The organism is Sphingorhabdus sp. (genome assembly GCF_046292425.1).
Classification (GTDB): Bacteria; Pseudomonadota; Alphaproteobacteria; order Sphingomonadales; family Sphingomonadaceae; genus Sphingorhabdus_B.
In genome coordinates this window covers 19782-31580 of record NZ_JBKBQV010000029.1, presented here as the reverse complement: position 1 = coordinate 31580, position 11799 = coordinate 19782, and the positions used below count along the sequence as shown (strand labels likewise).

Below are 11799 nucleotides of genomic sequence, written 5' to 3'. Positions count from 1 at the left end.
CACAACCGTCAGGTTGACGAGCTGGCGCGATTATTGGAGCGCGATTGGCGTAGGCAGGGACCGTTAATATACGCGGGTGATTTCAATACCCGAAATGCGCCTGACCGATTTGATTATAAGGACGACCGGACACCCGGCGAACTGTCGCATCGATACTGCCATTTCAACCGTCAACGTTGCGATGTGCGAAAATCATGGGACAGCGATGAGCCCTGGATGGACACTCCCGACTTGCAAGGCTTTGCCGATGGCAATGGTGTGCATATCGAGCCAATCAGGATCGCAGCTATGTTCGATTATCCGATCGAGGGACGGATGCTATCCGATCATGATGCGCTAAGTGTTACCTATCGAATAAGCTGGAGAGCCACAGAGGGGGTGCGCTCGACTACTCAAACATTTGAATAATAGGGCCAAACCGTTAGAGCGGACGTTCCGCTCCCGACAACAATGCAGACGTTAACGCTCAGCTTTTCCCATGAGTTTCCAGCCCCATAAGCTGAGCGTCAGCATCGCGGCGTTTGCTACAAAATCCAGAGCCAGCCAGCGATTGAAGATCGGCACTGCAAAAACAAACCAATAGTTGAACCAGAAAAACGGTAAGAGCGCGATTGCGTAAACCATAAATGTCTTACGCTGCCATTGGCTGAACCAAATGAACAGGCCACCCAGAATGGCCTGAGCACCAAAGCAACCAATGAATAGTGCACTTGTTGCACTGAGATGCTGGTAATCTGGAGCTACAGTAAGGCGCTCAACCATTCCCGGTGCGAGTAGACACCATCCGCCAAGAATCAAGTAGGGAAGTGCGATTAAACGCTGGATGTGAAGTGGATGCATGACTGAACCCTCCGACTTTTCTGACGTGGCTTCGTGCTAGCACGACATACTTATTTAAGGAATGCAAGCGATGCGTCGAGCAGACGGTCCGCCACCCACAACATTCCAGTCATACAGGCAGCAGGTTCAATCCCGCGTTAGCTGCCGTAGGTATATCCTTTCGGCAAAACTGGCGCCAGATATTATCAAAAAAATCGGGCCTTAGATCATATCAACAACGTTGGAACGTTTACCGAAAAACAAGCTGGTTTTCTGAGTTACCATCGCGAATGCGTTTTTAAGCCGTCTGCCAACTAACTCAAATGTCTCAAGCGTTTTCGCAGTGTCGTTATCCATCGTAACGAAACAAAGACACCCACTGCATACCCAAATAACTTTACTTTATCACCGGCCGGTTAGCTCTGAAGCGTCCTTAAAATAGGAAATGGGTATGCATTGAGTTTTGCGCTCTTTCACAAGGAAACGCTCAAACTAGCTGCTGGAAGTGATGGTGCCGCCTATAGGATTCGAACCTACGACCCCCGCATTACGAATGCGATGCTCTACCAACTGAGCTAAGGCGGCTTTGGTAATTCAACCGAGCGGTTCGCATAGCCAAGTGCGCTTGCGAGTTCAAGTGACCTTTAAAGCAAATACCCCGGCGGCTGGCGGGCCGTCGGGGTATCGCGTGATCTGGTAAGACGCCATAGCTCTTGCGGCTTGGCGATGCCTTTAACGCAACAGGTTCAAAACGCCCTGCTGGCTCTGGTTGGCCTGTGCCAACATCGCTGTCGATGCCTGCGCGAGGATCTGTGCAGAAGCGAGCTTCGTCGATTCCGCGGAGAAGTCAGCGTCTTCGACGCGTGATTTGGCTTCTGTCAAATTGGTGGTGGTTGATGTCAAATTGTTGACAGTAGCCTCCAACCGGTTCTGAACCGCACCAAGGTTTGCGCGTTGTTCCGCCACCAGGTTAATGGCAGCGTCAATGTCCGTGAGCGCCGACGATGCGCCAGCAGCGGTTGACAGGTCAACTCCGTCAGTACCGAGTCCTGCGTCGTCCATAACGACAAGGTCGATATCAACGGTCTGTCCGGAATCAACGCCTGTCTGGATGCTGATGGTTTGGTTCGCCAGCAAAACGGTGCCGTTAAAGTCAGTGCGGCCGGCAATATCGTCGATCTGCGCACGCAGAGCTACGGATTCAGCGTCAATGGCGGTACGGTCATCGTCAGAAATTGTGCCGTTAGAGGATTGGACCGCCAATTCGCGCATACGGACAAGGATGTTGGAAATCTCGCCCATCGCACCTTCGGCAGTCTGCGTCAGTGAAATGCCGTCATTGGCGTTACGGATTGCTTGGCTCAAACCACGAATTTTTGCGTCCATGCGTGTAGCAACGGCAAGGCCAGCGGCGTCGTCTTTAGCAGCGTTGATACGCTTGCCAGTGGAAAGGCGCTCCATAGCCGAGCCAAGCGCATTGTTCGCCATGCGTGACGCGTTTTGGGCGCGCAATGCGCTGACATTGGTATTGATGACTGTCATGATAATTCCTTTTTGCTGTCTCTGTTATGGGGCAGCCCGACAGGGGTGAGCAGCCTCGGCAAGGAGAAACGGCGGATGCGCCCAAGCCTTTAATTTAGCCCGTCGGAAATTTGGCGAAGCGGAAGGGCAAAGCCATAAAAACCTTGAAAAACAAGAGCTTTCGTTAAAATGGCACATCTTTTGCAAGCAGGGTGCAGAGGCAATCCCGCCTGTGGACCAAGTACATGTCGACGATTGATCAGAGCCGGCTTTTACAGATGCGCTCCTCCATCCTGAACCAGAATGACGCGCTGCGGCGTGCTGCCGGTCGTGACGTACCTGCAGAAGCGGTGGCATCTACGACACCCTTCGCGCAGACCATGACCGACGCGTTGCAGGTAGTAAACGCGCAACAAGGCAAGGCCAGTGCATTGTCGGCTTCTTATGAGCGGGGAGAGACAAATGACATCGTATCGGTAATGGTCGAGCGTCAGAAGGCATCCATTGGCTTTGAAGCGACGCTTCAGGTCCGCAACAAGCTGCTCTCCGCCTATCGCGACGTTATGAACATGCCGGTATAACAGATGGCAGAGCAGCAAATCCTGGCCCCTGAGGCCCCGATGGCCGGCGGCCAGATGGCGCGTAACGTCACGCCTGCAAACAATTTCGGCTTTGATGGCTTACGTGGAATGACCCGCCAGCCAGCGGTCCGCAAAGCATTGCCGGCCCTTGCGATGACGGGCGCTATGGGATTAGCGGCGCTTACTTATTTCGCCCTCAGTACGCCAGCGCAGGCCCCCCTGTTCCAAGGCCTTGCCGAAGCCGACAAGGCAGCCGTCGCCGACGCATTGCAGTCATCAGGTATCAGCTACAGCCTTGATCCTGCCACCGGTGCCATTTCCGTTGATGCGGGTAAACTGCATGAAGCGCGTATGTTGCTTGCGGGCCAAGGCCTTCCCAAAGCGCAGCCCACGGGGGATGCAATGATGGCTTCATTGCCCATGGGTTCAAGCCGGGCGGTTGAGGGCGAGACCTTGCGCGGTGCGCGTGAAGCCGACCTTGCGCGCACCATTGAAGCAATTGATGCCGTCAAAACAGCGCGCGTGCATCTCGCGACACCTGAAGCGAGCGTATTTGTACGCGAAAGCAAACAGCCTGCCGCATCGGTTATGCTTACACTTCAGCAGGGGCGCAGTCTTTCTGCCGCACAAGTGCGGGCCATTCGCCATCTTGTCGCATCATCGGTGCCCAATATGTCGGCCGAGGATGTTTCCGTCATCGACCAAAGTGGTGCCTTGCTTTCATCCGATCAGGCAAGCGCCGACGACCGGATGTTTCAACTACAGATGCAGATGGAAGAACGCTATCGGCAGGCAGTCGTGGCGCTGCTGACGCCGATTGCCGGACCCGGCAATTTTTCCGTTGAAGTGCACGCCGATGTGGACGCCAGCGAAAGCCAGTCCACCCGGGAAACCTATCCCGAAAACGATCGGGCTTTACGCAGTGAAGAAGGCAATAAATCAACAAGCGGCGCTGCGCCAGAGGCCGGCGGCATACCCGGCGCCATGGCCAACCAGCCGCCACCTGCCAATCAGGTCGTCAATGAACCCCCTGCGGCGGGCGCGGCAGGCGCAGGCCCGACTCAAAGTGAAGAGACATATAATCGGAGCTTTGACGTCGGCCGCGAAATTGCTGTCACGCACCAGCCGCAGGGTGCCCTCCGCCGTTTGTCTGTCGCGGTTGCCCTGCGCGATGGAAAGGGAGCACAGAAGCGCACGCCTGCAGAAATCGCTGCGCTTGAGAATCTGGTAAAGGGTGCCGTTGGCTTTAAAGCGGACCGCGGCGATGTTGTCGCCATATCTGCTCGGCCCTTTGCCGAGGAAGCAGAAGTCGTCGTTAATTTCTGGGATGAACCATGGTTCTTCCCGCTCGTGCAGCAAGTGGGCGCCGTACTTGGGGCATTGCTTGCATTCGTCTTTATTGGCCGCCCGCTCGTAAAAGCGGTCAAGGCCCGGATGGCGGCGTCTAAAGAGCTCGCCGAGACCGAACAGAAGTTAATGCAGGTTGCGGCGCAACAGGATTCAAAACCTGCGAATGGCAAAGTGACAATCGACATGATTGAATCCGCGCCAAGTTATGAAGACCGCGCAAATCTTGTCCGGGCTTTCGTCCGCCAAGACCCGCAGCGCGCCGCACTAGTCGTGCGCCAGATGCTGGGGCAGCCATCCAATGGATGAAGATCTGGACGAAATCGCGGAAGCAACGCCAGAAGCGCCACTCGACGGGGGGCTTTCCGCTGCCATTCTTCTTATGCTGCTGGAGGACGCAGACAGTTCCGCCGTTTTGCAGCATCTGGACCCTGCCGAAGTCAAATCGCTTGCAAAAGGCATGTTCGAAGCATCGTGCGCGACGGAAAATGACGTCGAGAATGCGCTTGAGGTATTTGTCAGCAACAACCGCGACCTGTCGAACTTGGCCGTCGGCGCACCTGTCCGTATCCGTGAAATGATGAACCTTGCGCTTGGTGATTCCACCGCAAGCCGGATATGGACACAGATCGCTCCAGCGCAAGCCCAGGTCACAGCGCCTTCATTGGAAGCCCTGCAATGGCTAGATACGGCCACGGTATCATCGCTGGTCGCAAACGAGCATCCGCAACTTGCGGCAATCATTTTATCCGCATTGCCAGCCGAAGTGGCTGCAGACGCCGTTGCTGGACTTGAGGAGCAGGTTCAAGCGGACCTCTTATTCCGCACAGCGACATTGGGTTCGGTTCCCGCCGCGGCGATTGCCGATATTGAAGCAATCCTTGCAAATTACGCGGCCAGCAGCAGCGACAACCCTCTCGTCAACCTTGGTGGTCATGGTGACGTCGCTAAAATCGTCAACAATCTGGCGCGCCCGCAAGCGGAAAAACTTTTGAAAAGCATCCGCAAGAAGGACAAGCGACTGGCCGACGCCATTGAAGAAGGCATGTTCATTTTTGCTGACCTTGCTCAGCTCGACACCAAATCATTGGGGGCGGTCATGCGCAATGTAGAGGCCGACCGCTTGGCTTTGGCTATCAAGGGTGCAGATGCTGCGTTGGGCGAAAAAATCCTTGGCACTTTGTCGGCACGCGCAGCGCAAACCATCAGCGACGAAATTGCCGAGATGGGCCCCGTCAGCCGCGCCGATGTCGAAGAGGCGCAGAAGGCAGTAATTGCCGTTGCGCGCGGCATGGCGGCGTCGGGCGAAATCATGCTCGGCAAGCAGAGCAATGATTATGTCTGAAGCGGTGAAACTCTCGCTCGCAGAATATTTTGGTCAGCGCAGGGAATTTCGTCCCCGCGATATGAGGTCGTCCTGCCCGGAGCCTTTGCACGCGTTCGAGGACCCTTATGCCCGTGGCCTTGCAGATGGGCAGGAAATGGCCGAGGCTGCGTTTTCCATCGAACGCAAGCAGCTTCAGGCGTTAATTGGTTCTGCAAACGCATTGCGGCCCGAGGACAACGCCGAAATCGGTTTTCTGCTCGACAATATCATTCGCAAAGTGGTCACAAAGATTGTTGGCGACCTTCCCGTTGATGCCGCATTTCTGAAACAACAGATTGATGCGGCAACCGAAGTGCTAACCGAAGCCGACCAAAACCGTACGTTGCGCCTTCACCCCGGAGACCTTGCGCTGCTGGCTGACGCTGATCTGCCTTTTGCCTGTGCACCCGACCGGCAGTTGGCACGCGGCGCGTTGCGTATTGAATGTTCGGACGGCTGGATTGAACACGGGCCCGCGTTCGCGCTCGACCGTTTGAGTCAAGCGCTCGCAGATGAACGGAGCGTTGCATGAGCACGCGTCTTGCATCCATCATCTCTGCACAGCGCGATTTTGCTGGTCTGATTGACGTTGCTCCGCGTCGTGTGGGCCGTTTGGCCGCGTTGAACGGCCAATATTGCGAAGTCAGCGGCTTTCCCTACCCGCTTGGCACCGGCACGCGAATGCAAACCCAAAACGGCGAATTTGCTGAGGGCGAAGTAGTCGGCTTTCAGGGCCAGCGTGCGATCATTCAACCGCTGGGTGATGTTGGAAGCATCGCCAATGGGGCTGCAGTCCATGCCAATGGACGCCATGACATGATTGAAGTTGGCGAGGAATTACTTGGTCGCGTGATTGATGCAAAAGGCAGGCCGCTTGATGGCGGACCGGTGCCTGCGTGCAGTGGCCGACAGAAGATCGCCGGTGAAGATGCCAACCCACTTGATCGGGGTCGCGTGGTCCGTGCGCTGGATTCGGGCGTGCGCGCCATCAACGCGCTGCTGACCATAGGCGAAGGACAGCGCGTCGCGATTGTCGCGGGATCAGGGGTCGGCAAGTCGGTACTGATGGGCCAGATACTGCAGGGCATTGATGCTGACATCATTGTCATTGGCCTGATCGGCGAGCGTGCGCGCGAAGTCTCGGATTTCGTCGAAGGTAAGATTCCGCTGGATATTCTTAATAAGTCAGTGGTGGTGGCGGTAACCGCCGATCAAGTCCCGCTTTTGCGTTTGCGGGCCGCCATGCGCGCAACGGCAATTGCGGAATATTTTGCCCGCCAGGGCAAGCGCGTTCTTCTGATGATCGATAGCCTCACGCGCATCGCGCACGCCCAGCGCGAAATTGGTCTGGCAATTGGAGAACCGCCAACCATGAAGGGCTATACGCCATCATCGCTTGCACTGATTCCAAAGCTCGTCGAGCGGGCTGGCGTTGACCGCAAATCGGGTGGATCAATTACCGCTATCTATACCGTATTGGCCGACGGCGGCGATTTGGAAGACCCCGTTGTCGATGCCGCGCGCGCTATTGTTGACGGCCATATCATCCTGTCGCGTCCGCTTGCCGAAAGCAGCGTATTTCCAGCAATTGATGTCGGTCGGTCGCTTTCCCGGTTGATGCCCGACATCGTTGACCCTGCGCATTTGGCCGCTGCCTCACGGTTCCGGCAATATTGGTCAAGCTACGAACAGAATAGCGATCTGGTGATGCTGGGTGCATATGCTCAGGGCAGTGATGCGGTGCTCGACCAAGCCATAGCCAAGCGACCAGCTATGCTCGACTTCATCAAGCAACCCATGCAGTCAATCGTCGCTTTCGATGACGCGCGCGCCCAACTTATCGAAGGAATGGGCGTATGACCGCGTCCGCTCAACGCTGGAATCGCATATTAAAAGTGCGCTCTGTTCAAAGGCAAATGGTCGAGGTCCAGCTACATCGCTGTGAAAACGAGGTGCGCAACCTTGTCGATCTCAGGAACCGTATTTCCAGCATTCGTAAAGCTGCGCAACCGACTGCGGGCGAACAAAATGGCATCATGCTACGCTCCATTTCCGAACTGTCGTCGCGGCTGGACTCTGCGCAGCGCGCACTCGCCGCAACAAGCCAGAATGCTGTCGAAGCGCGCGACCGCCAGCGGCGCACCCTGGTCTCCGCCAAACAACGTGAAATGGCCGCGGAGAAGCTGGAGACCACCACTGCCAGCCAAGAGGCAAAACGTGCCGTCGATCATCAAAGCCGGACGGCAATTTTCCGCAAGATAACGAAGTATGAGAGAATGATATGAACCCGGTCACGGCAACCACTGCACCTGCAATGTTATGCTTTGCCCACCGGTCCAATGACCTAGGTAATGTGTTTCAGGATGTTTTAAATAGCTCAGTCGAACTGGCTGATGCACAGATTTCGCATTCAGCCGATTCGGTTGATGTTAGCGCCAACTGCATCGAAAGCACATCGGCACCAGCGCCGGCATTGCTGGTCGAAGCACAACAGTGGACAGCGTCGCTCAGCATGCTGCAGCCTCAGGTGCAGACCAGCAATGCCGAAGATACAACGCCGCTGCCTGCGGACGAGAAAGATGCCGCGCATTCACCCTCCAATCCGGCACCGGCTGAGACTGCGTCCGTCCTACTGGCCGCCGTACACATGCCGGTACAGGGCAATACTGCCACAGCTATGCCCGCCACCCCTGCTACGCTGCAGTCACGCAAGAAAACCACCGACATTGCAGCAACAGTAGCAGATGGCGTTGAGGCGAAGTTGGCGCGACTGGACAAGCTCTCAAATGGCTTTTCCACGCCCATACAGAAGGAATTGGTGACAGATATATCCGCCAAGGTGGTTGCGCCACCGTCGGAGCTGATCCGCGATGGCGCGGCTGGCCTTGATACGCGCATTGCTATTGGCGCGACCGCATCTTCCAGTCCAACCACAGCGATGTCCGGAAGTACCTCAATCGCCGAACTTAGACAGCTTGTTCTTACTCAAGACGGCGAATGGATTGGCGCGCTGGCGCGAGATATTGCCAGCAGCGCGGCGCGCGACAACCATTTGCAATTCACGTTAATGCCCGAAAATCTCGGGCTGCTGGATGTCGCAGTGACCATGGGCAATGACCATGTCGATATCCGCCTGGAGACCAGCACCAACGCGGCGGCGCAGATCATATCTGCAGACCAAGCGCGACTTGTGGAAGACCTGCGTAACGCGGGCCTGAAACTTGGCCAGTTCGACATGTCCAATCGGCAGAACGGCAACGGACAGCAAAAGCCACCGACGCCTGAGCACCAGGCTTTCGAAACAATATCAACCCCAGTGCAGCCCGCGGCCATTTTGAAAGCCGGCGGCCGCTACGCTTGAATGAAAGACACGCCATGAGCAAAGCAAAATCGCCAGAACCCGGATCAAAACCCAAAAAGGGAAAGAAGAAGATTATCGTCGGGACGGTCGCTGCCGTCGCATTGGTCGGAGCAGGTGCAGCGACTGGCGTCTATCTCGCAGGTGGAATCACGGGGCAGGCCCCGAAGGTAGACCCGCACCGCCCCAAATTGGTGGAACGCAGCGAAGAGCCCGAACCGCCTGCGGCGGAGGGCGAGGGCGCGGCCCCAGTGCTGAAGGAAGGCACCGTGGATGTGGAGAATGACCGCGTCCCGATCGATCCACGCAAATATGAGGTGACTTATGTCAACCTCGAACAAAGCTTTACGGCCAATCTCGCCGACGGTGCAGGCTTTGTGCAGCTTGGGTTGAGCCTGTCGACCTATTATGACGGCAAGGTGGTGCAGAACATCCAGCGCCAGAGTGTTCCTATCCGTTCTGCCATTTTGATGGTCTTGTCGCAACAGGATGCCGAGGCATTGTCTACCCCGCAAGGCAAGCAGCTCCTGCAACGCGACCTTACCACAGCAATCAATCAGGTCCTGCGCCAGAAAGAAGGTTTTGGAGGCGTTGATAATGTCTATTTTTCAAATTTGGTGATCCAGTGAGCGCATCGCTTTTATTGCGCCCCCGCGCGGCCACACCGGATGACTTTGGCTGGTTCCGAAAGCTGGGAGAATATTTGGGCGATGCGATGTGCGATTTCATGGCGGGATCGCAAAAGGTCGAAGCCAGCGTAGAGGCTGTGACCGAGGCGCGCTACTCGGAATGGTGCCCATCACAACCATCATTCAGCCTTTTGATGCGGTTCGAGCTTGGCAAGGATATCGGCGAAGTGGTTGTCGTTGTCCCCGGCCAACTCATCAGCCAAATTCTCGACATGCAATATGGCGGCTCAGGTGACGTACCCACACGCACCAGTTTTAGCACATCCGAGACGCGGCTGATTACCCGCCTTACTGCCCATCTGCTGCCGTCCATCAATCGCGCGATGCAAGGGATAATGGCTGAACCTGCACGGGCGTTGCCAGTCGTGATTGACATGCAGGCATTCGATCTACCGCAATATCGCGACAGTATCGTGCTGGGAAAGATCGGCATTGAAGATGGCGTCTTGGGACCGACCGCAATCCACTGCTTCATCGGCTATGCTCAGGCTAAAAAAATTGCGATGCGTCATGCCGACGCAAACCCGACGCAACTTCCCGCCGAGCCCGAATGGCAGGCGAAAATGCAGGCGGCTGCGATGCGCGTTGCACTGCCCGCCCGCGCCGTACTGACGCACACAGACGTACCTGTTTCGCGGCTGTTGTCGCTTCGCACCGGCGACATCCTGCCAGTGCTCTTGCCAGCTGATGTTCCACTTCTGGTCGCCGGTCGTCGCTTCGCACGGGGCACTATTGGTGAGGCCAATGGCCGTGCTGCCCTCAAAATTGAAAATATGGAAGGCCCTTATTGTGAGTGATATGACCGAAGCCCCGAACACCCGACCAGCCGATCGCACCGTAAAGATGGATCTTTTGGCCGATATAACCGTGCGGGTCACGGTGGAGGTTGGATCAACATCCTTGACGCTCGCGTCACTGCTAGACCTCGGCGAAGGCAGCGTGCTTGAACTTGACCGGCAAGTGAACGACCCGCTCGATCTGCTCGTGAATGGCAAGCTGGTCGCCAAAGGGGAAATTGTCGAAGCCAATGGCCGCTACGGCATTCGTGTGATTGACGTCGCACAAGATGGCGAACGTCTTACAGGCATGGAGGCGCGCTCATGATCCTCGAATATTTTGGACGCCTTTTGCTTATAATGCCGTTGATTGGCGGCCTCGCATGGGGGTCACTGTGGCTCTGGAAAAAACTTCAAATCGGCTTGCCGCTGCAAAGCCAGACCGCCCGCGCCGTGCGCGTTGTGGATGCAGTATCTTTAGGCGGCAATGGCCGACTTTTGGTGGTGGAGTTTGGCCAAGATACTCTGTTGCTGGGTGCATCGCGCACGGGCATCAGCATTTTGGCATCAACCGAGCAGGATACGCCACATGTTTAGGTTGCTAAGCATTTGCGTGTGCCTTTTTGTATTTTTCGCGAGCCAGTCGGCTTTTGCATCGCCAACGTCGCTTGGAATGGAAAAGGCGCTCGACACAGTGGCGGGCGATGGTCGCCCGTTATCAATCTCCTTGCAAATCCTGCTGCTGATGGGGTTGCTGACGGTCCTGCCGTCGCTGATCCTGATGATGACGAGTTTCACCCGGATCATCATCGTCTTGTCGATCTTGCGGCAGGCGCTTGGTCTGCAACAAACGCCACCGAATCAAGTGCTGGTGGGCCTTGCCCTGTTTCTGAGCATTTTCGTGATGCAGCCGGTGTTGACCACCATCAACACTCAGGCGCTTGAGCCTTACGGCCGCGATGAGGTCACGTTTGAACAGGCCTTATCGACGTCAGCCAACGCCATGCATGGCTTTATGATCAAGCAGACGCGCAAGACAGACATTGCCTTGTTCAGCGAGATCGCCAAGGCAGGGAAATTTGCCAAACCGGCTGATGTTCCATTTTCTATCCTTTTGCCGGCCTTTGTAACAAGTGAGTTGAAAACGGCATTCCAGATCGGCTTCATGATCTTCCTCCCCTTTCTGATTATCGACCTGATCGTGGCGTCGGCATTGATGTCTCTTGGCATGGTAATGCTGTCGCCGACGATCATCTCGATGCCGTTCAAACTCTTGCTGTTTGTCCTAGTCGACGGCTGGGCGCTGACCATGGGGTCACTTGCCAGCTCGTTTGTGATGTAG

Annotated in this window: 14 protein-coding genes, 1 tRNA gene and 1 pseudogene; 13 read left to right on the top strand and 3 right to left on the bottom strand. The window is 56.0% G+C overall.

Annotated features, from left to right (window positions below):
* Window positions 1–408: pseudogene (locus ACK4S7_RS07855) on the top strand (metal-dependent hydrolase); the annotation flags it as partial.
* Window positions 409–459: 51 nt separating this feature from the next.
* Here ACK4S7_RS07855 and ACK4S7_RS07850 read toward each other — a convergent pair.
* The 3 genes from ACK4S7_RS07850 to ACK4S7_RS07840 form a co-directional block, all read right to left on the bottom strand.
* Window positions 460–840 (bottom strand): hypothetical protein, encoded by a 381-nt coding sequence (locus tag ACK4S7_RS07850; RefSeq protein WP_409645685.1) that lies wholly within the window; start codon window positions 838–840, stop codon window positions 460–462.
* Window positions 841–1328: 488 nt separating this feature from the next.
* A tRNA-Thr gene (locus ACK4S7_RS07845) sits at window positions 1329–1404 on the bottom strand.
* 147 nt (window positions 1405–1551) lie between these two features.
* A complete protein-coding gene (locus ACK4S7_RS07840) occupies window positions 1552–2361 on the bottom strand; it encodes a flagellin (protein ID WP_409645684.1) in 810 nt (269 codons plus the stop codon).
* 224 nt (window positions 2362–2585) lie between these two features.
* On the opposite strand from ACK4S7_RS07840, the gene fliE reads away from it, so the two are divergent.
* From fliE to fliP, 12 genes are read left to right on the top strand one after another with little or no spacing between them, the layout of a single operon-like run.
* On the top strand, window positions 2586–2921 hold the full coding sequence (gene fliE / locus ACK4S7_RS07835; protein WP_409645682.1) for a flagellar hook-basal body complex protein FliE: 336 nt from the start codon (window positions 2586–2588) through the stop codon (window positions 2919–2921).
* Between the two features lie 3 nt (window positions 2922–2924).
* Complete coding sequence (gene fliF, locus ACK4S7_RS07830) at window positions 2925–4577, top strand: flagellar basal-body MS-ring/collar protein FliF (RefSeq protein WP_409645680.1); 1653 nt, start codon at window positions 2925–2927, stop codon at window positions 4575–4577.
* The gene (locus ACK4S7_RS07825; protein WP_409645678.1) at window positions 4570–5613 is read left to right on the top strand and encodes a flagellar motor switch protein FliG; all 1044 of its coding nucleotides are present in this window, start codon (window positions 4570–4572) and stop codon (window positions 5611–5613) included. Before fliF ends, ACK4S7_RS07825 begins: the two co-directional genes overlap by 8 nt.
* Window positions 5600–6166 carry a flagellar biosynthetic protein gene (locus ACK4S7_RS07820; protein WP_409645676.1) on the top strand — a complete coding sequence of 189 codons (567 nt, stop codon included), beginning with the start codon at window positions 5600–5602 and terminating at the stop codon, window positions 6164–6166. Before ACK4S7_RS07825 ends, ACK4S7_RS07820 begins: the two co-directional genes overlap by 14 nt.
* Window positions 6163–7494, top strand: coding sequence for a FliI/YscN family ATPase (locus ACK4S7_RS07815; protein ID WP_409645674.1), 1332 nt, complete (start codon window positions 6163–6165; stop codon window positions 7492–7494). Before ACK4S7_RS07820 ends, ACK4S7_RS07815 begins: the two co-directional genes overlap by 4 nt.
* Window positions 7491–7919 (top strand): hypothetical protein, encoded by a 429-nt coding sequence (locus ACK4S7_RS07810; RefSeq protein ID WP_409645672.1) that lies wholly within the window; start codon window positions 7491–7493, stop codon window positions 7917–7919. Before ACK4S7_RS07815 ends, ACK4S7_RS07810 begins: the two co-directional genes overlap by 4 nt.
* Window positions 7916–8995, top strand: coding sequence for a flagellar hook-length control protein FliK (locus tag ACK4S7_RS07805; RefSeq protein ID WP_409645670.1), 1080 nt, complete (start codon window positions 7916–7918; stop codon window positions 8993–8995). The genes ACK4S7_RS07810 and ACK4S7_RS07805 overlap by 4 nt, the downstream gene beginning before the upstream one ends.
* A 14-nt stretch (window positions 8996–9009) precedes the next feature.
* Window positions 9010–9621 carry a flagellar basal body-associated FliL family protein gene (locus tag ACK4S7_RS07800; protein WP_409645668.1) on the top strand — a complete coding sequence of 204 codons (612 nt, stop codon included), beginning with the start codon at window positions 9010–9012 and terminating at the stop codon, window positions 9619–9621.
* Window positions 9618–10478, top strand: a complete 861-nt coding sequence (locus ACK4S7_RS07795; RefSeq protein ID WP_409645666.1) for a FliM/FliN family flagellar motor switch protein — start codon at window positions 9618–9620, stop codon at window positions 10476–10478. Before ACK4S7_RS07800 ends, ACK4S7_RS07795 begins: the two co-directional genes overlap by 4 nt.
* Window positions 10471–10785 (top strand): flagellar motor switch protein FliN, encoded by a 315-nt coding sequence (gene fliN / locus ACK4S7_RS07790; protein WP_409645664.1) that lies wholly within the window; start codon window positions 10471–10473, stop codon window positions 10783–10785. The genes ACK4S7_RS07795 and fliN overlap by 8 nt, the downstream gene beginning before the upstream one ends.
* Window positions 10782–11054 (top strand): flagellar biosynthetic protein FliO, encoded by a 273-nt coding sequence (locus ACK4S7_RS07785; protein WP_409645663.1) that lies wholly within the window; start codon window positions 10782–10784, stop codon window positions 11052–11054. Before fliN ends, ACK4S7_RS07785 begins: the two co-directional genes overlap by 4 nt.
* Window positions 11047–11799, top strand: a complete 753-nt coding sequence (gene fliP / locus ACK4S7_RS07780) for a flagellar type III secretion system pore protein FliP (RefSeq protein ID WP_409645661.1) — start codon at window positions 11047–11049, stop codon at window positions 11797–11799. Before ACK4S7_RS07785 ends, fliP begins: the two co-directional genes overlap by 8 nt.